The organism is Streptomyces sp. HUAS MG91 (assembly GCF_040529335.1).
In the GTDB taxonomy this organism is placed as follows: domain Bacteria; phylum Actinomycetota; class Actinomycetes; order Streptomycetales; family Streptomycetaceae; genus Streptomyces; species Streptomyces tabacisoli.
This window is the reverse complement of the sequence record NZ_CP159534.1, coordinates 95,748-122,057: the sequence shown is the minus strand read 5'-3', so window position 1 is coordinate 122,057 and position 26,310 is coordinate 95,748. Positions and strand designations below refer to the sequence as shown.

Annotated in this window: 27 protein-coding genes; 14 read left to right on the top strand and 13 right to left on the bottom strand. The window is 69.8% G+C overall.

What is annotated here, in order from left to right; all coding sequences use genetic code 11:
• Positions 1–9: 9 nt before the first annotated feature.
• The 5 genes from ABII15_RS00580 to ABII15_RS00560 form a co-directional block, all read right to left on the bottom strand.
• On the bottom strand, positions 10–1,011 hold the full coding sequence (locus ABII15_RS00580; RefSeq protein WP_353940224.1) for a LacI family DNA-binding transcriptional regulator: 1,002 nt from the start codon (positions 1,009–1,011) through the stop codon (positions 10–12).
• Positions 1,012–1,063: 52 nt separating this feature from the next.
• Complete coding sequence (locus tag ABII15_RS00575) at positions 1,064–2,473, bottom strand: GH1 family beta-glucosidase (protein WP_353940223.1); 1,410 nt, start codon at positions 2,471–2,473, stop codon at positions 1,064–1,066.
• Positions 2,470–3,291, bottom strand: coding sequence for a carbohydrate ABC transporter permease (locus tag ABII15_RS00570; RefSeq protein ID WP_353940222.1), 822 nt, complete (start codon positions 3,289–3,291; stop codon positions 2,470–2,472). Before ABII15_RS00570 ends, ABII15_RS00575 begins: the two co-directional genes overlap by 4 nt.
• A gap of 2 nt (positions 3,292–3,293) precedes the next feature.
• On the bottom strand, positions 3,294–4,265 hold the full coding sequence (locus tag ABII15_RS00565; RefSeq protein WP_353940221.1) for a sugar ABC transporter permease: 972 nt from the start codon (positions 4,263–4,265) through the stop codon (positions 3,294–3,296).
• Positions 4,266–4,540: 275 nt separating this feature from the next.
• Positions 4,541–5,863 carry an extracellular solute-binding protein gene (locus ABII15_RS00560; protein WP_353940220.1) on the bottom strand — a complete coding sequence of 441 codons (1,323 nt, stop codon included), beginning with the start codon at positions 5,861–5,863 and terminating at the stop codon, positions 4,541–4,543.
• 302 nt (positions 5,864–6,165) lie between these two features.
• On the opposite strand from ABII15_RS00560, the gene ABII15_RS00555 reads away from it, so the two are divergent.
• On the top strand, positions 6,166–8,388 hold the full coding sequence (locus ABII15_RS00555; protein WP_353940219.1) for a glycoside hydrolase family 9 protein: 2,223 nt from the start codon (positions 6,166–6,168) through the stop codon (positions 8,386–8,388).
• Positions 8,389–8,457: 69 nt separating this feature from the next.
• The gene (locus tag ABII15_RS00550; protein ID WP_353940218.1) at positions 8,458–9,417 is read left to right on the top strand and encodes a glycoside hydrolase family 6 protein; all 960 of its coding nucleotides are present in this window, start codon (positions 8,458–8,460) and stop codon (positions 9,415–9,417) included.
• A gap of 60 nt (positions 9,418–9,477) precedes the next feature.
• Here the strand turns inward: ABII15_RS00550 and ABII15_RS00545 are convergent, their stop codons facing one another.
• Together ABII15_RS00545 and ABII15_RS00540 are read right to left on the bottom strand one after the other, a co-directional pair.
• Positions 9,478–9,888 carry a VOC family protein gene (locus ABII15_RS00545; protein ID WP_353940217.1) on the bottom strand — a complete coding sequence of 137 codons (411 nt, stop codon included), beginning with the start codon at positions 9,886–9,888 and terminating at the stop codon, positions 9,478–9,480.
• A 142-nt stretch (positions 9,889–10,030) separates the two neighbouring features.
• A complete protein-coding gene (locus tag ABII15_RS00540) occupies positions 10,031–10,657 on the bottom strand; it encodes a TetR/AcrR family transcriptional regulator (RefSeq protein WP_353940216.1) in 627 nt (208 codons plus the stop codon).
• 99 nt (positions 10,658–10,756) lie between these two features.
• Here ABII15_RS00540 and ABII15_RS00535 point away from each other — a divergent pair, with 99 nt between their 5' ends.
• Positions 10,757–11,410 carry a CatB-related O-acetyltransferase gene (locus ABII15_RS00535; protein ID WP_353940215.1) on the top strand — a complete coding sequence of 218 codons (654 nt, stop codon included), beginning with the start codon at positions 10,757–10,759 and terminating at the stop codon, positions 11,408–11,410.
• Positions 11,411–11,510: 100 nt separating this feature from the next.
• Here ABII15_RS00535 and ABII15_RS00530 read toward each other — a convergent pair whose 3' ends face one another.
• Positions 11,511–12,263, bottom strand: a complete 753-nt coding sequence (locus tag ABII15_RS00530; protein WP_353940214.1) for a TetR family transcriptional regulator — start codon at positions 12,261–12,263, stop codon at positions 11,511–11,513.
• Between the two features lie 85 nt (positions 12,264–12,348).
• Between ABII15_RS00530 and ABII15_RS00525 the strand changes: the two genes are divergently transcribed.
• Both ABII15_RS00525 and ABII15_RS00520 read left to right on the top strand, forming a co-directional pair.
• Positions 12,349–13,200 (top strand): SDR family oxidoreductase, encoded by an 852-nt coding sequence (locus ABII15_RS00525; RefSeq protein ID WP_353940213.1) that lies wholly within the window; start codon positions 12,349–12,351, stop codon positions 13,198–13,200.
• Positions 13,201–13,240: 40 nt separating this feature from the next.
• A complete protein-coding gene (locus tag ABII15_RS00520) occupies positions 13,241–13,639 on the top strand; it encodes a hypothetical protein (protein WP_353946925.1) in 399 nt (132 codons plus the stop codon).
• 21 nt (positions 13,640–13,660) lie between these two features.
• Here ABII15_RS00520 and ABII15_RS00515 read toward each other — a convergent pair whose 3' ends face one another.
• Both ABII15_RS00515 and ABII15_RS00510 read right to left on the bottom strand, forming a co-directional pair.
• Positions 13,661–14,017: a hypothetical protein gene (locus ABII15_RS00515; RefSeq protein WP_353940212.1), complete on the bottom strand. Its 357-nt coding sequence runs from the start codon at positions 14,015–14,017 to the stop codon at positions 13,661–13,663.
• A gap of 252 nt (positions 14,018–14,269) precedes the next feature.
• Positions 14,270–15,067 carry an alpha/beta hydrolase gene (locus tag ABII15_RS00510; protein ID WP_353940211.1) on the bottom strand — a complete coding sequence of 266 codons (798 nt, stop codon included), beginning with the start codon at positions 15,065–15,067 and terminating at the stop codon, positions 14,270–14,272.
• Positions 15,068–15,103: 36 nt separating this feature from the next.
• Here ABII15_RS00510 and ABII15_RS00505 point away from each other — a divergent pair, with 36 nt between their 5' ends.
• Positions 15,104–15,724: a TetR/AcrR family transcriptional regulator gene (locus ABII15_RS00505; RefSeq protein ID WP_353940210.1), complete on the top strand. Its 621-nt coding sequence runs from the start codon at positions 15,104–15,106 to the stop codon at positions 15,722–15,724.
• Between the two features lie 176 nt (positions 15,725–15,900).
• Here the strand turns inward: ABII15_RS00505 and ABII15_RS00500 are convergent, their stop codons facing one another.
• A complete protein-coding gene (locus ABII15_RS00500) occupies positions 15,901–16,803 on the bottom strand; it encodes a hypothetical protein (protein ID WP_353940209.1) in 903 nt (300 codons plus the stop codon).
• Positions 16,804–17,087: 284 nt separating this feature from the next.
• Here ABII15_RS00500 and efeO point away from each other — a divergent pair, with 284 nt between their 5' ends.
• Genes efeO through ABII15_RS00480 form a run of 4 tightly spaced genes read left to right on the top strand, consistent with a single transcriptional unit; the run spans position 17,088 to position 21,391 of the window.
• Positions 17,088–18,197, top strand: a complete 1,110-nt coding sequence (efeO, locus tag ABII15_RS00495; protein ID WP_353940208.1) for an iron uptake system protein EfeO — start codon at positions 17,088–17,090, stop codon at positions 18,195–18,197.
• Positions 18,198–18,210: 13 nt separating this feature from the next.
• Positions 18,211–19,464, top strand: a complete 1,254-nt coding sequence (efeB, locus tag ABII15_RS00490; RefSeq protein WP_353940207.1) for an iron uptake transporter deferrochelatase/peroxidase subunit — start codon at positions 18,211–18,213, stop codon at positions 19,462–19,464.
• A 2-nt stretch (positions 19,465–19,466) separates the two neighbouring features.
• Positions 19,467–20,306: an iron uptake transporter permease EfeU gene (efeU, locus tag ABII15_RS00485; RefSeq protein ID WP_353940206.1), complete on the top strand. Its 840-nt coding sequence runs from the start codon at positions 19,467–19,469 to the stop codon at positions 20,304–20,306.
• A gap of 44 nt (positions 20,307–20,350) precedes the next feature.
• Entirely contained in the window at positions 20,351–21,391 is a 1,041-nt protein-coding gene (locus ABII15_RS00480; RefSeq protein ID WP_353940205.1) for an iron-siderophore ABC transporter substrate-binding protein, read from the top strand.
• 99 nt (positions 21,392–21,490) lie between these two features.
• On the opposite strand, the gene ABII15_RS00475 is transcribed toward ABII15_RS00480, so the two are convergent.
• Together ABII15_RS00475 and ABII15_RS00470 are read right to left on the bottom strand one after the other, a co-directional pair.
• Positions 21,491–22,450, bottom strand: coding sequence for a M56 family metallopeptidase (locus tag ABII15_RS00475; protein ID WP_353940204.1), 960 nt, complete (start codon positions 22,448–22,450; stop codon positions 21,491–21,493).
• Positions 22,447–22,827, bottom strand: coding sequence for a BlaI/MecI/CopY family transcriptional regulator (locus ABII15_RS00470; RefSeq protein ID WP_353940203.1), 381 nt, complete (start codon positions 22,825–22,827; stop codon positions 22,447–22,449). Before ABII15_RS00470 ends, ABII15_RS00475 begins: the two co-directional genes overlap by 4 nt.
• 135 nt (positions 22,828–22,962) lie before the next feature.
• Here ABII15_RS00470 and ABII15_RS00465 point away from each other — a divergent pair, with 135 nt between their 5' ends.
• The 4 genes from ABII15_RS00465 (at position 22,963) to ABII15_RS00450 (ending at position 26,293) form a co-directional block, all read left to right on the top strand.
• Complete coding sequence (locus ABII15_RS00465) at positions 22,963–23,640, top strand: DedA family protein (RefSeq protein ID WP_353946924.1); 678 nt, start codon at positions 22,963–22,965, stop codon at positions 23,638–23,640.
• Positions 23,637–24,233: a phosphatase PAP2 family protein gene (locus ABII15_RS00460; RefSeq protein ID WP_353940202.1), complete on the top strand. Its 597-nt coding sequence runs from the start codon at positions 23,637–23,639 to the stop codon at positions 24,231–24,233. Before ABII15_RS00465 ends, ABII15_RS00460 begins: the two co-directional genes overlap by 4 nt.
• Positions 24,230–24,931, top strand: coding sequence for a phosphatase PAP2 family protein (locus ABII15_RS00455; RefSeq protein ID WP_353940201.1), 702 nt, complete (start codon positions 24,230–24,232; stop codon positions 24,929–24,931). The genes ABII15_RS00460 and ABII15_RS00455 overlap by 4 nt, the downstream gene beginning before the upstream one ends.
• Before the next feature lie 108 nt (positions 24,932–25,039).
• Positions 25,040–26,293, top strand: coding sequence for a glycosyltransferase family 4 protein (locus ABII15_RS00450; protein ID WP_353940200.1), 1,254 nt, complete (start codon positions 25,040–25,042; stop codon positions 26,291–26,293).
• Positions 26,294–26,310 lie beyond the last annotated feature (17 nt).

The window sequence follows — 26,310 nt, the reverse complement described above, 5'->3', positions numbered from 1 at the left end:
GTGCCCGTGTCAGGCGGAGTCGCGGAGCACCAGCTCCGTCGGGAGGATCAGCGGCGTCGGAGTGTCCTCGTTGATGGCGCGCAGGAGCATGCGGGTCATCTCGCGGCCCAGTGCCTCGATCGGCTGGCGGACCGTCGTCAGGGTCGGGGTCGTGTGCTGGGCGGTGACGATGTCGTTGAAGCCGACGACGGCCACGTCGTCGGGGACCGTGCGGCCCGCCGCGCTCAGTGCCTCCAGGGCGCCCGCCGCCATCGCGTCCGAGGCCACGAACACCGCGTCGAGGTCCCCGTGCCGGTCCAGCAGTTCCGTCATCGCACGGGCGCCGCTCTCCTGGGAGAAGTCGCCGTGGGCCACCCGCCGCGCGTCGAGCCCGGCAAGCGCCAGCGCCTCCCGGTACCCCAAGTAGCGTGCGACGCCGACCTGTTGGTCCTGGGGGCCAGTGATGGTGGCGATGTGCTCGCGGCCCGTGGAAATCAGGTACTCGACCGCGCTGCGAGCGCCGCCCCGGTTGTCCGCGTCCACGTAGAACCGCGGCGCCCGCTCCAGCGGCTGCCCGCCGTACACCACCGGTACCTTCCCGGCCTCGGCCACCTTCACCAGCGGGTCGTTCTCGCGCAACGCCAGCAGCATCACGCCGTCGGCGCCCCGCGACTGCAGGACCCGCTCCAGGCGCTCGCGGCCGCGCTCGGTCGCCGCGAGGATGAGCATGAGGTGCAGGTCGGTGTCCTCCATCACCGTGTTCACGCCGGCGATGACCTGGGCGAAGAACTGGTTGGCGAACAGTGCCGGGTCGTCGCTGGAGATCGCGAGGACGACCGCGCCGCGCCGGGCGCTGGCCAGGGAGCGAGCGGCGACGCTCGGTACGTAGCCGAGGTCGTCGATGGCCTGTTCCACGGCCCGCCGGGCCTTGGCGCTGACGTGCTGGCGGTTGTTGAGGACACGGGAGACGGTGCCGCGGGAGACGCCTGCCCGTTCGGCGACCTCGTCGAGAGTGGGCTGGCGTCCGGTCATGCGTGCGGCTCCTGGTTGCGGCGGCTGTGGCTGTCACTTTAAGGCGTGGGTGTCAGAGCGCGGATGCGGGGAGCGCGGAGGCGCGGGCGGCGTGCAGCAGGTCCGCGTACCAGCGCGCGCTGTCCTTGAGAGTGCGGGCCTGTGTCGCGTAGTCGACGTGGATCAGGCCGAAGCGGTGCCGGTACCCGAACGACCACTCGAAGTTGTCCAGCAGGGACCAGGCGAAGTAGCCGCGCAGGTCGACGCCTTCGGCCATCGCGTCCGCGCACGCCTCGATGTGGTCGCGCAGGTAGGCGAGCCGGGTCGGATCGTGCACGTCCTCGTCGATCGCGGCGCCGTTCTCGGTCACGTACAGCGCGAGGCCGGGATGCTCGGCGTGCAGCCGGCGCAGCAGGGCGCGCAGCCCGGACGCGTCGATCTCCCATCCCATCGCCGTCCGCGCGCCCCCGCCGTCCACGGCGGCCGTGTGCGGTGCGCCGACGTACGCGGATCTCTGGGGCTCGGCGCGGTGCGCGACGTGCAGGGGGGAGTAGTAGTTGATGCCGAGGAAGGCCGGTGGCCGGCCGCCGATGACCTCCAGGTCCGTGTCGTGTACGTGCGTCAGCTCGAAGGAGCCCGCGAGGTCGGCGACGACGTCCGCCGGGTACGTGCCGCGCAGCAGCGGATCCAGGAAGAGGCGGTTCTGCAGACCGTCGATACGCCGTGCGGCGTCGACGTCGGTGGGAGCGGGGGACGCGGCGCGCACGTCGGTGAGGTTGAGGGTGATGCCGACCGAGGCGTCGTCGGGGAGCGCCCGGGTGGCGAGGCCGTGGGCGAGCAGCAGGTGGTGGGCGGCGCGCAGCGCGGCCTGCGGCTCGCGGCGGCCGGGGGCGTGCCGTCCGGTGGCGTAGCCGAGGAACGCCGAGCACCACGGCTCGTTCAGGGTGGTCCAGTGCGGGACACGGTCACCCAGCACCTCGTGCACGGCGGCCGCGTACTCGGCGAAGCGTTCGGCGGTGTCGCGCCGGGGCCAGCCGCCGGCGTCCTCCAGCGGCTGCGGAAGGTCCCAGTGGTACAGCGTCGGCCACGGGGTGATGCCGCGCTCCAGGAGGTCGTCGACCAGACGCTCGTAGAAGTCGAGGCCCTGGGTGTTGACCGGGCCCTTGCCGGTGGGCTGGACGCGGGGCCAGGCGATCGAGAAGCGGTAGGCGCCCAGGTTCAGCCGCGCCATCAGGTCGATGTCCGTGCGGTGGCGGCGGTAGTGGTCGGCGGCGACCGCCCCCGTGTCGCCGTTGTCGATCGCTCCTTCCCGGGCACAGAAGGTGTCCCAGATGGAGGGGCCGCGGCCGTCCGCGTTCACCGACCCCTCGATCTGGTAGCTGGAGGTCGCCGCGCCCCAGACGAACGAGGCGGGAAAACGGTCGGCGAGTTCCTCCGGGGAGTCCACGGACGCCGGGACTTCGGAAACCAGCGGGGTGCTCATGCCTTGACGGCTCCTTCCATGATGCCGCCGATGATCTGGCGTCCCGAGATGACGAAGACGACGAGCAGCGGGACGATGGCGACCAGGGCCCCGGTGAACATCAGGGAGTAGTCGGTGTAGTAGCTGGTGGAGAGCTGGTTCAGGGCGAACTGCACGGTGGGGTTGTCCTGTTCGAGAACCGCCAGCGGCCACAGGAACTCGTTCCAGGCGCCCATGAACGTGAACAGCGCGAGCACGCCGGCTCCCGGGCGCAGCGCGGGCAGGACCACGGTCCAGTAGATGCGGAAGGTGTGCGCGCCGTCGACGCGGGCCGCCTCGATCAGCTCGTCGGGCACGGTCTGCTCGGTGTACTGGCGCATCAGGAAGACGCCGAACGCCGAGACGAGGAACGGCACGATGACGGCCTGCAGCTGGTTCACCCAGCCGAACTTCACCATGATCATGTAGAGCGGGATGATGCCCATCTGGACCGGCACCATCATCGTGCCCAGGATGCAGATCAGCAGGACGTCGCGGCCCTTGAAGCGCAGTTTGGCGAAGGCGAAGCCGGCCAGGGTGCTGAAGAAGACCACGGAGACGGTCACCGTCAGGGACGCGATCGCCGAGTTGAGCAGCGCCTTCGCGAAGTGGGCGCCGTCGGCGGCGAACAACCGCCCGATGTTGTCGGCGAGTTGACCGCCGGGCAGCAACGGGGGAGGCCAGTCGCCGACCACGTCGCTGCCCCGGGTGGCGACGACGAGCAGCCAGTAGAGCGGGAACGCGGACAGCAGGATCGCGGCGATCAGCGTGACATAGGCGAGCGGGGAGTTCTTGCGCACGGTTACCTCGTCCTCCGCACGATGAGGAAGTTGACCACGGTCAGCACGATGATGATCAGGAAGATCATCCAGGCCACGGCGGAGCCGTATCCGTAATCGAAGTTCCTGAAGGCCTTCTCAAACATGAACATGGACATGGTCTGGAACTGGCGCAGGCTGCCGCCGGAGATCGCGTTCGACCCTTGCGCGAAGATCAGCGGTTCGGTGAAGAGCTGGAGGCCCGCGATGGTCGACGAGATCACGGTGAAGATCACGGCGGGCCGGATCATCGGCACCGTGATGGCGAAGAGCTGCCGGACGCGGCCGGCGCCGTCGATCGACGCGGCCTCGTACAGCTCCTTCGGCACGGCCTGCATCGCGGCGAGATAGATCAGCGAGTTGTAGCCGGTCCAGCGCCAGTCGACCATCGTGGAGATCGCCGCCCACGACGACCAGCGTTCCGCGCGCCAGTCGACCGGGCCGATCCCGACGAGGTGCAGCAGGCCGTTGGCCATGCCCGCGTCGCGGTCGAAGAGCTGGCTGAAGACGATGCCGACGGCGGCGACGGACGTGACGATCGGCAGCAGGATCCCGAGGCGCAGGAACGTCATGCCGCGCAGCCGCTGATTGAGCATGCTCGCCACCACCAGCGCGAGCAGGAGCTGCGGCACGGTCGCCATCACGAGCATGCCGACCGTGTTGACCAGGGCGTTCCAGAAGTCCGGGTCGCCGAACAGCTTGCTGTAGTTGTCCAGCCCGACGAAGTCGCCCTTCATCCCCATCTTCCACTCGTGCAGGGAGACCCACGCGGTGTAGAGGAGCGGGTAGAGGCCGAAGACGGCGAAGAGGACGAAGAACGGGGCGATGAAGAGGTACGGGGTCCCGCGCGCGGCCAGCCGGGCGAGCGGGCGGGGCCGGGGGCTGGGCGCGTCGGGTGGTGCGGGTGCTCGGGGTGAGGTGCGTCCGGCGTGCGGAAGCCGGGTGGTTGTGGTCACGGCGGATCCTTGGGTGGCGGGGGAGTGGGCGGGCCCGCGGGGCGGGGAAGTCCGGGCCCCGGCTGGGCCGGGAAGGGCGGGTGTCCCTGCGGGGCCGGGAAGTCCGGGCGCCCCGGCGGCGATCGGGCGGTGGGGCCGGAAAGACCGGACCTCGGACCGCGACGCCGCCGCGGGGTGCCCGGCTCGCGGCGGGCGGCGGTGATGCCGGACTCCTGCGGCGGTCGAGCGACGGGCCCCGTGGGCGCGGCGGCGACGCTGTGCCGCGGCGGCGGGGCTCAGTCCTCCAGGCGCTTCGCCTCCGACACGGCCTTCTTCCACGCCGCGGCGTCGGACAGCTTGTGCTGCTCGATCGCGGTCAGCGAGTTGCTGACGGCGTCGTTGATGGGGTTGTTCTGCGGGCCGAGGTAGACCGGCCGCAGCGCCTTGACGCTGTCGCCGAAGATCCGGCCGACCGGTGCGTCGGAGAAGTACGGGTCCCGGTACGAACGCACGTCGTCGCTGTCGATGGCCGCGAGCGCGGACGGGAAGTTGCCCTTCCCCTTGAACGCGGCCGTCTGCCCCTTCGCGCTGGTCAGGAACTTCGCCAGCTCCGCCGCCTGCTCAGGGTGCTTGCTCTGCCGGGGCACCGCGAGGAAGGACCCGCCGCGCACCGCGCCGTTGCCCGGCACCCGGGCCACGTCCCACTTGCCCGCGCCCGCGTCGCCGGCCTGCTTCTTGATGGTGCCGAGCATCCACGACGGGCAGGGGATCGTCGCGAACGTGCCCTTCTTGAAGCCTGCGTTCCACTGCGGGCTCCACGCGGCGATGTTCCCCGACAGGCCCGCGTCGATCATCTCGACCGTCTTGTCCCAGGCCGTCCGCACGGCCGGGTTGGAGTCGATGACGAGCTTGTTGTCCTTGGTGTAGTACGTGTGGTCGCTCTGCTGCATCAGCATGTTCTGGTAGATCGAGCCGGCCGAGTCGAAGAAGTGCGCTCCCGTCCTGGCCGCCGTGAACTTCTTCCCCACGGAGAGATAGCCGTCCCAGTCCTGCCACAGCGCGCCGACCTTCTCGCGGTCGGTGGGCAGACCGGCCTTCTTGAACAGGTCCTTGCGGTAGCACATGCCCTGCGCGCCGACGTCGGTGCCGAGGCCCACGAGGGTCTTGCCGTCCGGGGTGAGGGCCTGGTGCCACTTCCAGTCGAGGTAGTTCTTCCGCAGCGGTGCGGCGCCGTGGTCGAGCAGGTTCACGAAGGCGTCCGGCCGCTGCATGAACTGCGTGAGGATGCCCTCCTCCAGGGCCACGACGTCGCCCGCGCCCTGGCCGCTGGCCATCCACTGCTGCAACTTCGGCGCGTAGTCGCCCAGTTGGGAGATGTTCTCCTCGCGGATCTCGATGTCCGGGTGCGCGGCCTCGTACTGCTTGTACAGGTCCTCGTAGCCGAACTGGCTGAACGTCTTGACCACCAGGACAGTCTTGCCCGAACCGCTGGTCCCGTCGTCGCTGCCGCAGGCGCTCAACACCGCCATCGACGCACCGATCGCGACGGCCGCCGCGAGCCGCCGACGTCCCGTCAGGGGGCGTGCCCGACCCTCGGTCCGGCGCTGTATCTGTCCCATAATGTTCCTCTGTTTTGGGAGCGGTAAAGGGGCGGAGATGGACGCTCCGACCCCAAGAAGTCTCTCTGAGCTGCTATTTGACGCCATAGCAACGACCGATCCTGTACCGCCTGTGCCAAAAATTGGGAGCGGTAACAGTCCGGGACTGTAGAGCCAGACTCCTGTGACGGGGAAGTGTCCTGGGCAAAAAAATCTGACGGCGCCCGATCCGTTGACATCGCCGCGGGCCGCCCTCACGATCGGCGCTGACGCCACAGCGGACCGGCCCTCCGACGACTGGACGAGCGACGGAAGAGACCGGAATGCGCCCCCGAACGCTTCTGCATGCCCTGGTGCTGCCCACCGTGCTGCTGGCCACCGCACCCGCGGTGCACGCGGCCCCCGACCCTCAACAGCCCTACGAGCGTGTCCTGAACGGCACGTTCGACCAGGTGAAGACCCCGTGGTGGAGCAGCGGCTCCACGCCCTCCCGGATCGACGGCGGCAAACTGTGTGCCGACGTGCCGGCCGGAACGGCCAATCCGTGGGACTCGATGATCGCGCAGGACAGCATCCCGCTGGAGGCCGACCAGCCCTATACCCTGCGCTTCACGGCCTCGGCGACCACCACGACCACCATCCGCGCCGTACTCCAGCTCGGAGTACCGCCCCGCACCACCACCTTCAACAAGACGCTCACCCTCACCCCCGAGCCGCAGACCTTCACCGTCTCCGGGACGTCGAAGTCGGCCGACCTGCACGGCCAGCTCTCCTTCCAACAGGGCGGCGCCGCCGCGGCGTTCACGCTGTGCATGGACGACGTGTCGCTGACCGGTGGATCCGTCGCCCCCGGCGCGGGCCGCGACTTCGGCAGTCCCGTCCACGTCAACCAGGTCGGGTACGAAAGACACGGGCCCAAGAAGGCGTCCGTCGTCGAGCCCGGCGACCGGCCGGTCGACTGGAGCCTGCGCGCGGCCGACGGCACGGTCGTGCGCACCGGCCGCACCCGCGTCCAGGGCGACGACGACGCCTCGGGCCAGCACGTTCACATCGCAGACTTCTCCGGCTACACCACGAACGGCACCGGCTACACCCTCGCCGTCGGCGACCACGTCAGCGAGCCGTTCGACATCGCCGACAACCCGTACACCGGCCTGCGCCGCGACGCGCTCGGCTACTTCTACCTCGCCCGCAGCGGCACCCCGATCGAGGCGGCGTACGTGGGCGACGCCTACGCGCGCCCGGCCGGCCACCTCGGCGTCGCCCCGAACAAGGGCGACACGGACGTGCCCTGCCTGCCCGGCGCCTGCTCCTACCGCCAGGACGTGCGCGGCGGCTGGTACGACGCCGGTGACCAGGGCAAGTACGTCGTCAACGGCGGACTCGCGGCCTGGCAACTGATGGACTCCTACGAGCGCTCACGGCGGCAGGGCGACACCGTCGGCGCCTCCGACGGGCTGCTCTCCGTACCGGAGAACGCCAACAAGGTGCCGGACGTGCTCGACGAGTCCCGGTGGGAGGTCGAGTTCCTGCTGCGCATGCAGATCCCGCAGGGGCAGCCGCTCGCCGGCATGGCCCTGCACAAGGTGCACGACCTCGCCTGGACGGCGCTGCCGACCCAGCCCGACAAGGACTCCCAGCCCCGCTACCTGCACCCGCCGACGACCGCCGCCACCCTGAACCTCGCGGCGGCCGCGGCCCAGGCCGCCCGCGTCTGGGCCCCGTACGACAAGGAGTTCGCCGCCCGCTGCCTGCGAGCGGCCCGGACCGCCTTCGACGCCGCGCTCGCGCACCCCGACCTGTACGCGCCGGACGCCAACGGCTCGGGCGGCGGCGACTACGACGACACCCAGGTCTCCGACGAGTTCTCCTGGGCCGCGACCGAGCTGTACGCCACCACCCGCGACCACCGGTACCTCGCCCGCATCACCGCGAAGGCCACCACCGACGGCTTCTCCTGGCAGGACACCAGCGCGCTCAGCGACCTCACCGTCGCCCGCATGCCCGAGCGCTTCCCGCGGAAGCTGTCGCTGGCCGCGAGCGCCCGCATCGTCAAGATCGCCGAGACGTTCGTCCGCGACCAGCGGTCCCAGGGCTACCCGAACCCGAACAAGCCCGCCGACGGCACGTACGTCTGGGGCTCCAACAGCGTCACCGCCAACAACGCCGTGATCATGGCCACCGCCTACGATCTCACCCGGCTGCCGCGCTACCGCGACGGCGTCCTGGAGGCGATGGACTACCTCCTCGGCCGCAACGCCCTCGACCAGTCCTACGTCACCGGCTACGGCGAGCGGGCCAGCCACAACCAGCACACCCGCATCTGGGCCCACCAGATCGACCCGGCCCTCCCGGATCCGCCGAAGGGCTCCCTGGCCGGCGGTCCCAACTCCGTGCTCACGGACCCGGTCGCCCAGCAGAACCTCGTCGGCTGCGCGCCCTCGACCTGCTACATCGACGACGTCTACTCGTACGGCACCGACGAGATCGCCATCAACTGGAACTCGGCCCTCGCCTGGGTCGCGACCTTCGCCGCCGCCCGCTGACGGCGGCTTCCCCCCCACCGGGCTCCTCCCACAAGGAGCCCTCCCCACAGCACACAGGAAGGTGACGCAATGACGCGTACCCGCAGGACCTTCAGCCGGATCGCCACGGCCGCCGTGGCGGTGACCGCCTGCGCCCTCGCCACGGCCCAGCCGGCCGCGGCCGATCCGCTGTCCGACACGAACGGCTTCTACGTCAACACCGCCTCGAACCCGGCCACATGGGTCGCGGCACACCCCACCGACGCCCGCGCGGCCGCCATCCGCACTCAGATCGCGGAACAGCCCATCGCCGCCTGGTTCACCACCGGATCCACCGGTTCGCAGGTCGCGAGCTACGTCGGGAAGGCGGCAAGCCACGGTCAGCTGCCTGTACTCGTCGCCTACAACATCCCGGGCCGCGACGCCTGCGGCGGCCAGTCCGGGGGCGGCGCCGGGAGCGTCGCCGCGTACAAGACGTGGATCTCCACGTTCGCGGCGGCCATCGCGGACCGGCCGGCCGTCGTCGTCATCGAGCCGGACGCGCTCGGCGACTTCGACTGCATGAGCGACGCCCAGATCCAGGACCGCCTGGGCATGCTCACGTACGCGACCCAGATGCTGAAGGCGAAGGCGCCCGACACCTGGGCCTACCTCGACGCGGGCAACGCGGGCTGGACCGACGCCGCGACCATGGCCGGACGGCTCAAGGGCGCGGGCATCGCCAACGTACGCGGCTTCGCCGTCAACGTCTCCAACTACTACTCGACCAGCGCCTCGACGACGTACGCGAACGGGGTGAACTCGGCGCTCGGCGGCGGCTCGCACTTCGTGATCGACACCAGCCGCAATGGAAACGGGAAGCTGGCCGGCGAGTGGTGCAACCCGGCCGGACGCAAGCTCGGCACCCGCCCGCAGGAAGGAGGCGGCGGCGACATGCTGCTCTGGGTCAAGACGCCGGGCAACTCGGACGGCCAGTGCGGGATCGCTCCCGACGTCCCGGCCGGAACCTTCAGCCCGGACCTGGCGACGCGCCTGATCAACGGCACCTGACAGGCCGCACCGGAGCGCGGCCGGATCGGCCGGGCGCGCCTCGGCTCCGTTGGGAGATCGTCAGCGAGCCCCTGGCTGGTCCTGCGGCGCCAAGGTGCGCACGACGTCGAACTCGTTGCCCTCCGGGTCGGCCATGACCACCCAGTTCCGGTCCGAGCCCTGGCCCACGTCCACCCTGACGGCACCGAGGCCGAGCAACCTTGTCGCCTCGTCCTCGGTGCTGCGGTCGATCGGGCTGACGTCGAGGTGCAGCCGGTTCTTGACGGTCTTGCCCTCGGGCACACGTATGAACATCAGGGTGGGCGGCATCTGACGGGCCCGTATCTCCTCGACGGTCGGCACCCAGGAGCCGATCTCGACCTTGCCCTCGCTCCGGTCGATCACCTTGAAGTCCAGGACCTCGCACCAGAACGCCGCGAGCCTCTCCGGATCGTGGCAGTCAACGGTCAACTCGGTGAACCTGCTTGTCATGCTTCTCCCAGATAGTGCGGACGGCGCTCAGCGTAGGTCGCCCGCTCTGTTGATCCGAGATCTTTTTGACCACGGACATCGGACGGGCTTGATCCGAAGGAAACCGCCTGCCGGCGGGTACTTGCGCCCCGCTGTACCTCGATCACACGCTCTCCTCCCGACGGGCGGTGAAGGCGCCCGCGGCAGCCGCCAGGACTGCCGCCTCCGCGGCCCGTTCCGGGAGGCGCGGGTCCGGATCGGCGCGCAGGAGTACGAGTTGGTGATAGAGCGGTGCCGTGGCGGCGATCAGCAGGCTCCGCGCGTCCGTGTGCTGAGCGGGGAGTTCGCCGCGCTCGACGGCACGCTCGACGAGGATCTCGCACTGCGCGTACCGGTCCGTCCACAGCTGGGTCTGGGCTTGCGCGGCCTGTTCGGAGTGGAACGAGGCAGCCATCAGGGCGACGGCGAACGACGGCTGTACGACCAGGGATTCCTGGATTTCCTCGTTGAGGGCCGTCAGATCGCGGAGGAGTGAGCCGGTGTCCGGCGGCTGCCAGTCGATCTCGCCGGCGGCGTCGATGACGTCGACGAGCAGGCCGGCGACATCGCGCCAACGCCGGTAGACCGTGGCGCGGTGCACTCCGGCGCGCTTCGCGACCCCCTCCATCGTGAGTCGTTCGTGACCGCCCTCGGCGAGTTCGGCTCGCACGGCGTCGAGGACCTGGGTGCGGACGCGGGCGGTGCGGCCGCCCGGACGGCGGTCCGGCGTCGTGTCCAGAGGGTCTGTCATCGGCAATCGGTATCCGGTTGATCAAGGAGGCAGGGCTGTGCCAGCATCTTAACGCGACAACCGTCGCTCTAGGTTCAGTCGAGAGGAACCGACTCCGCGATGCCGCCCGTTCCCGCTGACCCCACCGTGCTCCACCCGATGCCCGAGCACCCTCGCGTGGTGCTGCTCAAGCCGTTGGTGAAGTCGCCTCTGATCGAGGTCGGTGACTTCTCCTACTACGACGATCCGGACGATCCGACCGCGTTCGAGACGCGCAACGTCCTGTACCACTACGGTCCCGAGCGGCTCGTCATCGGCAAGTACTGCGCGCTGGGCACGGGCACCCGGTTCATCATGAACGGCGCCAACCACCGCATGGACGGCCCGTCCACCTTCCCGTTCCCCACCATGGGCGGTTCCTGGGCGGAGCACTTCGACCTGATCACCGGTCTGCCCGGGCGGGGCGACACCGTCGTCGGCAACGACGTGTGGTTCGGTCACGGCGCCACGGTCATGCCCGGCGTGCGCATCGGGCACGGCGCGATCATCGCCGCCGGGGCCGTGGTCACTGCCGACGTGCCCGACTACGGCATCGTCGGCGGCAATCCCGCCCGGCTCATCCGCACCCGTTACGACGCCGAGGATGTCGCCCGGCTCCTTGCCGTGGCGTGGTGGGACTGGCCCGTGCGGCACATCACCACCCATGTACGGACGATCATGTCGGGGACCGTCGCCGACCTGGAGCGGGCCGCCGCCCAGATCGATCAGCCCTGACGCTCTTGTCGTCGCCCTGCCGCGTGGACACCGCCGAAATCCTCCCTCGCGGCAGCACTGAACGACCGGGCGTCCGATCCGGAATGCATCGCCCGAGGGGCTAGGACTCCGTCGAGATCGCCTTGGCGTTGGTTCCCGCGGGATCTGCGATGCGGTCGAGCCACTCCATGAGCAACAGGCGTTCCGGCTCGCTGAGCATCTCCAGGTGGGGTGCCTGTGCGCGGAGGGCGACGGCCGAGGTGAGGGGGCCGTCGGGTGTCCGGGTGGGGGCGTCGGTGAGGATGCGGCCGAGGACGGCGTCCATCATCGCCTCGCCCAGGGTGGGGTCCCGGTGCGCCTGCGCGGTTGCCAGCAGGGTCTGGACAGTTCCGACGCCGGCCGCCTGGATGAGGTCGACCGCGTGCGGTTCGGGAACCCGGAGTCGCCCTGCCGCCGCCAGTCGGCGCACACGTGTCTCCAGGATCTGCTTGCCCCTGCGGGCGGCGGGCGAGTCGCGTACGCGTTCCGGGTCGCTCAGCAGCCGGAAGATCGCCGGGTTGGCCAGGCCGAACTCGATCTGCTTGTGCCAGCTCGCGCGCAGGTCGTCCAGCGGGTCCACGTCGGTCGCCGCCGCGGCCGCGACACTGGCGGCCTTGTCCGAGACGAACGCGGCCATGACGTGCTCGGCCACCGCCTCCAGCAGGCCGTCCTTGTCACCGAACAAGCGATAGATGGTCGGGGCCTGCACGCCGGCGCGCTCGGCGACACCCCGGGTGGTCACCGCGCCGGGCCCCTTCTCGTGCAGCAGTGAAGCCGCGGCGTCGACGATCGCCGCCCGTGTGTCCGTCCGGCTGTTTCTGACCGCATCACTCATGAATCAAAGATAGCAACGGTTTGCTATCACCGATATCCAGGGCTACCGTGGAGGTGATTCCACCGATAACAGAAGGAGCGAATCAATGATAATCGTGACCGGTGCGACCGGAGCCCTCAACGGCGCCACCGTCGACCACCTCCTCGACCGTCTGCCCGTGAGCGAGATCGCGGTCGTGGCGCGCGACACCGCGAAGGCGGAGCGCTTCGCCCGGCGGGGGATCGAGGTCAGGTACGGCGACTACGCGGATCCGGACTCCCTGCCCGAGGCGTTCGCGGACGCCGATCAGCTGCTGCTCGTCTCCTCCAACGACCCGACCGCGAACGCAACCGCTCTGCACCGCGCGGCCGTCCACGCCGCTGTCGAGGCCGGCGCGAAGCGGATCCTCTACACCAGCCACCAGGCCGCCGCACCGGACAACCCGTTCGCACCCGGACGGGACCACTTCGCCACCGAACAGTTCCTGGCCGCCTCCGGTACGCCGTGGACGTCACTGCGCAACGGCTTCTACGCCCACAGCCTCCTGTGGCTCGCCGGACCGTGGCGGGAGACGGGCGTCATCGCCGTGCCCGGTGACGGGCCGGTGTCCTGGACCGCCCGCGCCGACGCCGCTGAGGCAGCGGCGCAGATCCTGACTTCTCCCGGCGCCCACGAGGGTCCGGTGACCCTGACCGCACCCGAGGCCCCGACCTTCGCCGAACTCGCCGACGTCGCGTCCGAACTGTCAGGACGCGCCATCCGCTACCAGCAGATGGACGAGAGCGACTGGATCGCCGCACAGAGCGCCGCCGGACAGCCCGAGCACATGACCCGATTCCTGCTGGGCTTCTACCAGGCCGCGCAGGCCGGCTTCTTCTCCGGCACCGACCCCCTCCTCGGCGAACTCCTCGGCCGCCGACCGTCCACCGCACGCGACGCCCTGACCGCATCTCAGTAGCCGGGAAGACGGCCACCTTGTGTCGGTGCTCTGCGGCATGATGATCGGCGTGGCCATCGATGAACTGATAGACGTCTGGCAGCGGCTTCTCGCCGACTCGCGTAAGTCGTGGGTGCTGTTCGAACACGGAACCTGTGCCGTGCTGACCGCTGCCGACGGGGAACTTGCTGAACAGGCGATCGAGCTCTTGAAGCAGTTCGGCCCGGTGCGTGCCGGATCCTCGGCCGGAGACTTCGGGGTTCTCGACCTCAAGGGCATCGAGGGATGGCTCGTCACGGGGCAGCACAACGACGTCCTCACCTATGTCGGCCCCGATGAACCTCAGGATCAGTCGCACATCTCTGTCGGACTGCTCGGACGTTCCAAGCGTCACCTGGACGGCACCGAGCTGCGTGTCGTCCACATCGAGGACAAGCGAGGCTCGGCGGACCCGGCGTGAGTACCGCCCGTCATGCGGCGATTATTCGTTGCGCTGGTCGTATCGTGTCTTGGCCGCGTGTCGGCAGACAGCGCTTCCGACCGACACGCAAAGACTGATCAGCGTGGCTGTGCCCCAACGCGCCTCGTTCATGACGCAGCCGTAGGCCGCGATGCACGAGGACAGGGCCATGAAGAACGTGATCGTGCAAATCATGCGCAGCGGTACCAGGTACCACATCGGCTTGCCGTTAATCGCGGTCGCGGCGCCCTGAAGGTGATCGGGTACGTCTTCGGGCTCCGCGTCGGCCGTTGTTTCCTGCTCCAACCGGTGGACGATCGCGGCGAATTGCCGATCGATATCCGCATTCGAGGCATCCGCCGCACGTTCCTCGCTCATTGAGCCCCCGTTTCGCCGACCGGTGCCGAGCCGCCCGATTCCCCTCCCCGCGGAGGGGAGTTACGAGTTATCGAGGGCATGATCAAGATCGCCCGATTTCCGACAGTGACGTTCTGCTCTTGTCTACCTGCGCGGGGCTGGACGTGTCCAGCCAATGCCGGTTTTCCCTGTGGCGATCCGCTGGACACCAGCGGCGTCCTGCCCCGGTCGGCGACGTGCCGGTTGACCCCAATTCGAGGCGCATGGTGTCCGTCAGAGGGCGGCGAGGTTGTTGAGCAGGTGGCCGAGCTGTGCGGGCGCCTGAACGTGGGCCAGGTGGCCCTGACCGGGGAGTTCGTGGACTCTGACGTGAGCGATGTGCTGCCGCACGGTGTCGAACGAGACCCCGTAGGGGGCTGTTCCGCGGTTGCGCTGGCCAATGATCAGGTCCACCTGATCTGCTTGACGCGCCATCACATCCGGCGGCGGCGCCGCGTTGAGCGCGCCGAGTTCGGCGTACAGCGGTCCGCTCAAGCGGCGCAGGATCGCCCAGGCGACACCATCGGCTCGAAGATCCTCGACGTGTGCGGCGGAGAACCCGGAGATCTGCCGATTGACGATCTCGACGCAGCGGTCCCAGTCCGCCGACTCCGCTGCGTTCCTCAGGTCCGGCAGTGCCTGCTGTCCGAAGGGCCGCATCACCGGCTCGTAGGCGATCACCTGGGGAATCGGGCGATCGTTGGCGGTCAGCAAGGTGATCAAGCCGCCGTAGCTCCAGCCGAAGAGCGCCCTCGTGCTGTCGAACTCGCCAAGCACCGCACCGAGGTCCTCAACCTCCGTCCGCAGCGAGTACGAGGTGGTCAACGGCCCCGAGGGAGCACGTCCCCGACGGTTCACGACCACCACTGAGGGCCAGGCATCGATTGCGCCGGCAACCTGACGCCACGTAGACGCATCGCTCATCACGCCCGGGACGACGACCAGGCCCGGAGCATCCGGCTCCCCGTACACATCGACCGTGACCCAACTGTCCCCGCCGACCGGCAGCTTCTTCTGAATCGTTCGCTCCATAAATCTATTATGGAGCGAACGATCTACAATGCAAGGGTGACCGAACGCAACCGTGGACGACCTCGAGCCTTCGACCGCGACCGCGCGGTCCTTGACGCCGCTCGCCTCTTCTGGCGACGCGGCTACTCCGGCACGTCGACCCGGACCCTGACCGCGGCCCTCGGGCTCTCCACCTCCAGCCTCTACGCCGCCTTCGGCAGCAAGGCCGGGCTGTTCGAGGAAGCGGTGCGGACCTACGCCGAGCGTTACCGCGAGATCTACCAGCAGGCTGTCGCCGAGAACGACATCCGGACCGTCGTCGAACGCATCCTGACCGACTCGGTCCACGAGTTCACCCAGCCGGGCGACGGACATCCCGGGTGTCTCATCAGCAGCGCCGTGATGACTGACAGCACCGGCACGCTCGATACCAGCGCCTACGTCGCCGAACTGCACAGCGCGAACGAGCAGGCCCTCCTCGTGCGCATCGAGCGAGCGATCCAGGACGGGGAACTGACCGCGGGCACCAACGCAGTGATCCTGACCGGGCTCATCCAAACCGTCTGGCACGGACTGTCGGTGCGGTCCAACGCCGACACGGCTCGCGAAGACCTGCTGGCGACGGCGCAACTTGCCCACCAGCTGATCTGCCGACAACTCACGTCGCCGACGTCCTGACCCGCAACAACCAGGGCGCTCGGACAGTGGCCTCCCGCCACCGCGGCAGCGGATTCGCCGACTGCGATCCGTGTCCGGCGAGAGGTCTCGTATCACTGGCGTCCCACCATCCCGTCGGGGCTGTTTCCGGAGAGGTTGTCGGCGCGACCAGGGGGGCACGCCTGCCGGAATGCGCCTCAGCTCGTACCTGGCGACGTTCCGCGCAACCCCCGGTAGACGACGGGTGTGGCCGTCAGCCCGTCGAGCAGTACGCGGTTTCCCAGGGGGCGCTTCAGCTGCACGGTGACCTTCTGGAACAGGGCCTGCTTGGTGCAGTTGCCGCTGCTCTGCCGGTGCTTGATCCGGGCGGCCAGGACGACGCTGCCGTGTGTCTCCCACGCATCGACCACAGAGCCCTCGTCGCAGGCGCCGTGGAGGGTCAGGACGCTCACCGCGCGGCCGTCCGCGGAGATCCGGACGAGGTGCTCGATCGGGTAGCCGGGGAGGTCATGGGCCGGTTTGATCGGCGGCGTGGGGAACTTCGACCGGACGGCGGCGGCCTGTCTGAGCGGGGTGTCGTAGCCGTCCAGCGTGAACAGCCAGGCCGGGACGGAGGCGGGTCCGCGACTGGTAGGCGCGGTCATGATGCCCAACTTCACGCCGGTGACCGTGAGATGCGGTGACTCTTTGCTGTGCGTGGCAGCCAGGCTCTGGTAGGAGTCGGCCGCTCCCACCAGGGGGCGCGTCAGCGAGTCACTCGGGGACCACCTCACCCGGCCTACCTTCGCCCCTGCGTCAGGCAGCGTGCCGTGCAGGAGGAAGTTCCGCTTCTCGTAGGCCTGTTTGTCGGCCGCGTCGTGCAGTCCGCCTTCCGGCAGTTGGACGAGTTCACCCATCGGGTAGTAGCCGGCGCGCCACGTGGCGGCCGCCGGGGAGCCGTCCCATGCCGTGGCGACTTGTCGGGCACGCCTCGTCAGCGCGTCCTTGTCGCTGCTGCCGGTCTGCTCCTGTTGACTGCCGCATCCGGCGACGGCTCCCAGGCCGCACAGCAGGGACACCGTGACCATCAGAGCGGCGATGCGCGGTGTCCGGATCCTCATGCGACCTCCTGGAAGGGCAGCGGTGTGCCCGGCCGGCGCGCCGCCGCCCGTGTGACGCAGCCGCGCCACGTCAGGTTCCAACGGATGGGACGGGAGGGGCGACCGTGCCGGGATCCGACGCCTCCGCAAGGTTGCCGACCCCGGGTGGCAGGGGCTCAAGTTAGGGCAGGCTTCCCTGACTGTCTACATTTCTGTAGACTCCACGCGGCCGGTCCGCAGTCGGCCGCATCACCCCTTGTCTGAATCGAGGAACACCCATGTCCCGCAGAGCTCGTACCTTCCGTGTGGGAGCCATCGCTTGCGCAGCGACGGCCCTGTCGATATCGGGGTGTACGCAGAAGGACAAGGGTGGCGACAACGCGATACAGGTGACCGCCGCCGACACCACGTGCGACACCTCGGCGAAGTCGGTCTCGGCGGGCCAGGTCACGCTCAAGATCGAGAACAAGGGGTCCAAGGCCACCGAGGTCGAGATCGTCTTCCCCGACGACCGCATCGTGTCCGAGAAGGAGAACATCGGCCCCGGCACCAAGTACACGCTGACCGCCGAAGTGAAGGCAGGCTCCTACGAGATCGCCTGCCGGCCGGGCATGAAGGGCCACGGCGTGCGGCGCAAGCTCGAGGTGAGCGGCGGCTCGACGGCCAAGCGTGACCCGCGGTTGGACAAGGCAGTCGCCGCGTACCGGCAGTACGCACAGGACCAGGCCGACGAGACCGTGCCGCGCGCCGAGACCTTCGCCGAGGCGATCAAGAGTGGCGATCTGGAAGCGGCGAAGAAGGCGTACGCCCCGTCCCGTGTCGGGTGGGAGAGGACGGAGCCGGTCGCCGAGTCGTTCGGGGACATCGACCCGAAGACGGACACCCGCGCCGACGGCCTCGAAGCGGGCCAGAAGTGGACGGGCTGGCACCGGCTGGAGAAGGCGCTGTGGCAGGACAAGAAGATCGGCAGCGACGAGAAGACCCTCGCTGACCAGCTCGTCACGGACCTGAAGGACTGGCAGAGGCGCGTCGGCAAGGCCGAGATCACGCCCACCTCCATGGCCAACGGCGCCAAGGAACTCCTCGACGAGGTCGCCACCGGCAAGGTCACCGGCGAGGAGGACCGCTACTCGCACACCGACCTCGTCGACTTCAACGGCAACGTGGAAGGCGCGCAGAAGGCGTACGAGCTGCTGAAGCCGGCCGCCTCGAAGAACGACCCGGCTCTCGCCAAGGAGCTGGACAAGCAGTTCGCCGCTCTGGACGCGCTGCTCGACAAGTACCGCACGACCAAGGGCGCCACGGACTTCGTCTCCTACGACAAGGTGACCAAGGGGCAGCGCAAGGAGCTGTCGGACGCGGTGAACGCCCTGGCCGAGCCGCTGTCCAAGCTGGCCGCCGCCGTCGTCAAGTAGGGGAGGGGCGACGATGACTCAGCACGAAGGCGGTCCCGCGCCTTCCCGCCGCGCACTGCTCGGTTGGGGTGGTGCCGGGCTCGCGCTCGGCGCCGCCGCGGCCGGGGGAGCGGCGGCCGTGGCCCGCACGAACGATGACCCGAACTCCACGGCGTCCTCCGCCGTGGAGTTCCACGGTGCCCATCAGGCGGGCATCGCCACCCCCGTCCAGGACCGGCTGCATTTCGCCGCGTTCGACGTGACGACCGAGGACCGGGGTGAGTTCGCGGCCATGCTCAAGGAGTGGACGGCCGCCGCCCGACGCATGACCGCGGGCAAACCGGTCGGCGACGGGGCGTTCGGCGGACTGGCCGAGGCCCCGCCGGACGACACCGGTGAAGCGCTCGGCCTCCGGCCGTCCCGACTGACGCTCACCATCGGCTTCGGGCCGTCGCTGTTCGGCAAGTTCGGGCTGGCGGGCAAGCGGCCCGAAGCGCTCGTCGACCTGCCCCGGTTCCCCGGCGACAACCTCGACAAGTCCCGGACCGGCGGCGACCTCTGCGTCCAGGCGTGCTCGGACGACCCGCAGGTCGCGGTGCACGCCATCCGCAACCTCGCGCGCATCGGCTTCGGCAAGGCCGCCATCCGCTGGTCCCAGCTCGGCTTCGGCAAGACCTCGTCGACCACGCCCGGCGCGCAGACCCCGCGCAACCTCATGGGCTTCAAGGACGGCACCCGCAACATCGCGGGCACGGAAACGGACCGTCTCAAGAAGTTCGTCTGGGCGGCGGCAGCGGACGGCGGTGCGAACTCGGCCTGGATGAGCGGAGGTTCGTACCTCGTCGCGCGGCGCATCCGCATGAACATCGAGACCTGGGACCGCGCCTCCTTGCAGGAGCAGGAGGACGTCTTCGGCCGCGACAAGGGCGTGGGCGCGCCGGTCGGCAAGTCCAAGGAGCACGACGCACCGTTCCTGAAGGCCATGAAGCCGGACGCCCATGTGCGGCTCGCCCACCCCGAATCCAACGACGGCGCCACGATCCTGCGGCGCGGCTACTCCTTCACGGACGGTACCGATGGCCTGGGCCGCCTGGACGCCGGACTGTTCTTCCTCGCCTACCAGCGGGACGTACGCAAGGGGTTCCTGCCGCTGCAACGCCGGCTGTCGGCTTCCGACGCACTCAACGAGTACATCCAGCACGTGGGTTCGGCGGTCTTCGCGATCCCGCCAGGCGTCCGGGACAAGGACGACTGGTGGGGCCGGACGCTGCTGACCGAGGAGGGTTGACCGTGTTCTCCAACTATCTGATCGGTCTGCGCGAGGGGCTGGAGGCCAGCCTTGTCGTCTGCATCCTGATCGCCTATCTGGTCAAGACCGGACGGCGCGACGCCCTGAAGCCGATCTGGATCGGCATAGCCGTCGCGATCCTCCTCGCCATGGGGTTCGGCTGCGCGCTCGAATTCGGCTCCCAGGAGCTGACCTTCGAGGCCCAGGAGGCGCTGGGCGGATCGCTGTCCGTCATCGCCGTCGGCCTGGTGACCTGGATGGTGTTCTGGATGCGGCGCACCGCGCGGCACCTGAAGTCCGAACTGCACGGCAAGCTGGACGCGGCCCTGGCGATGGGTACGGGCGCGCTGGTCGCCACGGCCTTCCTCGCCGTCGGCAGGGAGGGCCTGGAAACCGCGCTGTTCGTGTGGGCGTCCGTGCACGCGGCGAGCGACGGCACTCCGCGTCCGCTGGCCGGCGTGGCGCTCGGACTGCTGACCGCGGTCCTGCTCGGCTGGCTGTTCTACCGCGGTGCCCTCAGGATCAACCTGGCCAAGTTCTTCACCTGGACCGGCGGCATGCTGGTCGTGGTCGCGGCCGGGGTGCTCGCGTACGGCTTCCACGACCTCCAGGAGGCCGGTTGGGTTCCGGGCCTGCGGAATCTCGCCTTCGACATCAGCGGCACGATCGAACCGGACAGCTGGTACGGCACGCTGCTGAAGGGCGTGTTCAACTTCCAGCCCGATCCGACCGTCATCCAGGTGAGCGTGTGGCTGCTGTACCTGATTCCGGTGATGGGTTACTTCCTCGCGCCCCAGCGGGTCCGGTCCACGCCGCCGGTCGAGCAACCAGCGGCCGAATAACTGCGGAGGTCAAACGCTCCGCTTACTTAGGTTAGCCTTTGCTCATGTTCAACCGTTCGAATACCTCTCCCCGGTCCTTCACTGGGTCTCCGTCCCGGCGCCGCCTGGCGGCGGGCGCCCTCGCCGCGGCTGCGACCCTGGTGATCGCGGGCTGCTCGTCCGGCTCCGGCGACAGCGGCAGCAGCGACCCGGGCACGGTGGCCAAGGGGAACTTCCCCGCCAAGGTGTCCACCAAGTTCGGCGAGATCACCGTCAAGAAGCAGCCCAAGCGCGTGGTCGCGCTCGGCTGGGGCGACGCGGAGACCGCCCTGGCGCTGGGCGTGCAGCCGGTGGGAGCCAGTGACTGGCTGAACTTCGGCGGGGACGGCGTGGGCCCGTGGGCGAAGGGCATGTACGACAAGAGCCCGAAGAAGATCGGGACGCTGGAGCCCGAGTACGAGAAGATCGCGGCGCTCCAGCCGGACCTGATCCTCGACACGAAGTCGAGCGGCGACCAGAAGCGCTACGAGACCCTCAGCAAGATCGCGCCCACTGTCGGCGTGCCCAAGGGCGGCGACCAGTACCTGACCGACTGGCAGGACCAGACGGAGATGGTCGCCGACGCGCTGGGGCTGCACGCCAAGGGCCAGGAACTCATCAAGAAGACCAAGGCCAAGTTCGCCGCCACCGCGAAGGCGCACCCGGAGTTCAAGGGCAAGACGATCACGTCGGGCTCCCTGACCTCCGAGGGCTACGGCGCCTACGTCCGCGGGAGCGGCCGGGTGGACTTCCTGGAGCGGCTCGGATTCAAGAACAACCCCTGGGTCGAGAAGCAGGGCGGCAACAGCTTCTTCATCAGCGTCGCGCGCGAGAACGTGAACAAGCTCGACGCCGATCTCCTGGTCGTGGAGCCCATCGGGCTGTCCGCCTCCACGATCACCAACGACGCGCTGTTCAAGAAGGTCCCGGCGGTCAAGGCCGGCCACGACGTGGTGTTCGACCTGAACTCGCCGTCCGCCACCGCCTTCGCCACCGACTCCGTCCTGTCGGTGAACTACGCCCTGGACAAGGTCGTGCCCCAGTTCGCCAAGGCCCTGAAGAACTAGAACGGGGCCTCGAGAACCAGAGACGAGGACGGCACGCGCGAGGGGCGTGGAACCGCACCACGGGGTGAGGTTCCACGCCCCTCGCGCTTGTGCCTCGGGTCAAGGTCCGGACGTCTGGTGGATCTCCGCCGTCTCCACGTCGGCATGCAGGTCGACCACGGCGTGCAAGGCGCTTCCGGCCGAAACGGCCAGACAGCACAGCAGGGCGGTGGCCACCGCCCGCCAGGCCCGTCCGGCCACCGTGCGACGCGTATCGGTCGCCGGTGACAGTAGTGCTCGTACCCGCAACGGAACAGGACCGGAAGTGGCCCCCAGGACCGGGCTCGGGCGCCTCGGCCGCGTACGGGAGTCCTGGGCGGCCAGAGCGGCCCGGCCGATGGCGCGCGCCGTCAGCTCACGGTCGCCGACGGTCGCCGCCGCCGACTCGTCCGCCCACCGCTCCAGATGGAAGGCGATGGGGCGGCGCAGCGCACGCAGGGCAGGATGCACGGCGGCGGTGAGGTGGGCCGTGCTCAGGAACAGGTGATGCCGCCCCCTCAGGTGCGCGCGCTCGTGAGCGAACAGCGCGTCACGCTCCGCCACCGGCAGAGCCCGCAGCATCGCCGAACTGACGACGATCGTCCCACCGCGCCCCAGCCGTCCCGGCAGCGCGTACGCGTAGGGCACGTCATGCGGCGCCACGCGCAGATCCCCGGCCGTCGGTCCGCTCTCCCCGCGCGCCTCGCGCAGTTCCCGCCGATGTCGCACCAGCCGCCACGCCACCGTGCCGGCGCTCGCCCCCAGCGCCACGGCCGCCGCGATCGCGGCGGGAGCCGTCCACCAGGACTCGGCTCCCAGCCAGTGCGGCTGGATGTCCTCGAGCGCGGCGATCGGGGCGAGCCGCAGAGCTCCGGCGATCAACAGCGTTCCGAGCGCCAGAGTGCTGCACGCGGCCAGCGCCAGCGTCGTCACCGTCAGCGTCCACACCGCCGTACGCGGCGACAGCCGTGCCGTGACGCGCTGGGCGACGGGCGCGGCCAGGAACGGCACGAGGAGCGGCAACCACACAGCGAAGATCACGCCTGCGATCCCCCCATGTCGGACAGAAGGGCGCGGAGCGTCTCCTCGTCCTGCCGGCTGAGGTCGGAGACGAAACGTGCCAGCACACTGCTCCGGTCCTCGCCGCGATCGAGCTCGGCGTGCATCCGGCGCGCCGTCAGGCCGGACGCGTCGGACGCCGGCGCGTAGGCGAACCCGCGTCCGGCGGGCGAGCGGACCACGATGCCCTTCTCGTACATGCGGCTCAGGATCGTCGTCACCGTGGTCCGCGCCAGCCCGCCTCCGAGGCTCCTGCGCAGCTCTCCCGGCGTCAGCGGATGATCGGCCCCCCACAGGCACGCCAAAGCCTTTGCCTCCAGCTCGCCGGACGGGCGGCGACTCGCGTTCTCCTCAGCCATGGAACTCAGTGTGGCAGAAGAACGTCTACAGTGAAGTAGACCGACTACTCGGATGTAGACGCTGCGGTGTCCGACGCACGGCGCGCATCCCCAACGGAAGGACCCGGCGTGCCCTTGTGCCTGGATGCGTGCGTGATCGCCGCATCGCACCCGCTCGCGGTCAATGTCCTCGACGCGAGTTCCCTGCTCACCGCCTTCGGTGCCCTGGGAGTCGCCGCCGTCCTCTTCGCCGAGACCGGCCTGCTGATCGGCTTCTTCCTCCCGGGCGACTCCCTGCTCTTCACCGCCGGACTGCTGTGCGTCCCCGGCAGCGGCGGCGTCCACCTCTCGCTTCCCCAGGTACTGATCGCCGCCGTCGTCGGCGCGCTGGCCGGAGCCCAGGTCGGCTACTGGATCGGGCGCCGCGGCGGCCGCACCCTGCTGGCCCGCAGCCGCTCCGTGCGTCTGCGAGAGGGCGCCCAGCGCGCCGAAGAGCTCCTGAACCGCTACGGACACGCCAAAGCCGTCGTTCTCGCCCGCTTCGTCCCCGTCGTCCGGACGGTACTCAATCCGCTGGCGGGCGCCCTGGAGGTGCCGGCCCGCACCTTCGCCGTCTGGCAGGTCATCGGCGGCACCGTCTGGACCGTCGGCCTGGTCCTGGCCGGGTACGCGCTCGGTTCCTCCGTCCCGAACGTCGACCGCTACCTGCTGCCCCTCGTCGCCGTCATCGTGATCGTCTCGCTGCTCCCGCTCGCCCTGGAGATCCTCCGTGGCCGCAGGAAGCGCCGGAGTGCCACCACGGCCCAAGCTTCGCGCACCGGAGAGAACCTGTGACCCCGGCCACCGCCACCGCGTCGTTCTTCGACGACTCGCTCTACACCGACGTGGCCCACCTGACGGAGCACACCCCGTCGCCCCTCAACACGTTCATGGTGGTGTGGACCGACTGGGGGCTCGGGCTGTTCGCGATCCTGATGATCTGGGCCTGGCTGCGGGCCCGCACCGCGGGCCGTCCGCAACTTCCCGGGCTCGCCGTACCGTTGATCGTGGTGGTCGCCTTCCTCGTCAACGATGTCGTCAAGAGCCTGTTCCACGAGGTGCGCCCCTGCCAGGCGCTGTCCGTCGTGCCGCTCCAGCCCTGTCCGGCGGTGGGGGACTGGTCGTTTCCCAGCAACCACGTGGCCATCGCCGCCGCGGCGACGGCGGCCCTCTGGCTCGTGGACCGCAAAATGGCCGCCATCGCTCTGCCCGCCATGCTCCTGATCGCCGTCTCCCGGGTGTGGGTGGGCGCGCACTATCCGCACGACGTCCTGGCCGGTCTGCTGGTCGGCGCCGTCGTCGGCGCCGCTCTGGAGTGCATCGTGCTCGGCGTCGTCCGATCGCGCCGCGCCGGCGCCCCGGCCGAGCCCGAGACTCTGCTGCTGTGAACGGCCCCACCGTCGCACCGGCGGCGCCCACCGGCCTTCGCCGCATGTGGCAGCCGGCCGCGCTGCCCTGGACGGGCGGCGTCGCCACGCTCCTCGTGACGTTCCTGACCGCGGCGGTGCTGGTCTCCAGCGACGGCACGGTGGCGGGCGACAGCGCACTGCACACCTGGTCCCTGGCCCATCGGTCGCAGACGGCGGTGAGCATCGCGCGGTTCGTCACCGACAGCGGAACGTCGGTGTGGCCCTACCTGATCACCTTCGCCGCGGGATTTCTCACGGGTACGACGTCGCGGCTCCGCCTGATCCGCGGGAGCGCCGCCCTGGCCGTCCTGCTGGCGGGCCAGGGCATCCGGTTCGTCGCGATGAGCCTCATCGCGCGGCCCAGGCCACCGAGGTCCGACTGGGCCACCCACGCCTCAGGGTTCTCGATGCCGTCGGGCCACACCACCACGTCCGCCCTCGCCGCGGGACTCGTGTGCTGGGCCGTCACCCGCACCGCCCACCGCACAGCGGCCCGCTGCCTGCGCATCACCGCCGTCGGCTGGGCCGTGTGCGTCGCCCTCACCCGGATCTACCTCGGTGTCCACTGGGCCAGCGACATCCTCGCCGGCTGGCTCCTCGCCGTCGCCTGGCTGGCCTTCCTGGGCGCGCTCCTCGCCCCGCTCGAGCGGAGAACCGTCCCGCCCGCGCAAAACTGACGCCCGCCCGACACGACTCCCACCTCCGCCCCACAGCACGCCGCGATCCGCGCGGCGGCGATTCCGCCTGCCCCGACACGGGGCAGTGGCCACGAGAACAGGAAGACCGTGAAGATCACTTTCCTGGTGCACAACGTCTACGCGATAGGCGGAACGGTGCGCACCACCCTCAATCTCGCCGCCGCGCTGGCCGATCGCCACAGCGTGGAGATCGTCTCGATGCACCGCCACCGCGAGACCCCGCGCTTCGCCGTCGACCCGCGCGTCACCCTCACGCCCCTGGTCGACCTGCGCCCGGCCTCGCCCGACGCGAACCATCCCCAACTCGCCCAGCCCGCAGCCGCTTTCCCCGTGCAGGACCGGCGCCACCGCCAGTACAGCCGGCTGCACGACACCCGCACGGCGGCACATCTCGAGCAGACGGACGCGGACGTCGTCATCGGCACCCGGCCCGGCCTCAACGTCTATCTCGCCCGGTACGGACCCGCGATGGCCCTGCGCATCGTGCAGGAACACCTCACGCACGACGCCCACGACAAGAAGCTCCGTGCCGTCCTCGCCCGCCACTACCGTCAACTGGACGCCGTCGTCACCACCACCCGCGCCGACGCGGACGTGTACCGAGCCCGGATGCCGCTGCCGGGAGTCCACGTCACCGCGATCCCGAACGGCGTCCCCGCAGTGGATGTCCCGCAGGCCGACGGCACCGCACCCGTCATCGCCGCGGCCGGCCGGTTGACCCGGCCCAAGCGCTTCGACCTGCTCATCGACGCCTTCTCCGACATCGCGGCCCGCCACCCGGACTGGCAGCTCAAGCTGTACGGCGACGGTGCGGAAAAGGCACGCCTGAAGCAGCAGATCGACGATCTGGGACTGACCGGCCGAGCCCATCTGATGGGAATCCGCACACCGATCGAGACCGAGTTCGCCGCCGCGTCCCTCGTCGCCGTCGCCTCCGAGGCCGAGTCGTTCGGCATGACGATCATCGAGGCGATGCGCTGCGGTGTACCCGTGGTGAGCACCGACTGCCCGCTGGGGCCCGGCGAGATCATCACAGACGGGATCGACGGTCGACTGGTGCCCGTCGGCGACCGCGAGGCGCTGGCACGCGCCCTCATGGAGCTCATCGAGGACCCGGGAAGGCGGCGCCGCATCAGCGCCGCGGCCCGCGCCACCGCCACGGCCTACGACCCGGGTGAGATCGCCGTCGCGTACGAAACGCTGTTCCGCGGACTGAAGGAGACCGCGGTGCTGCGCCACCGGACGCGGAGGCGGGACCGCCGACGCCGGACGGCTCGCGGTGCCCTGCGCCGCCTCAAATCACTCCTCAATGCCGCCGCACCGCAGCGGAGCCGTCGGTGACGGATCGCGCGGCGGCA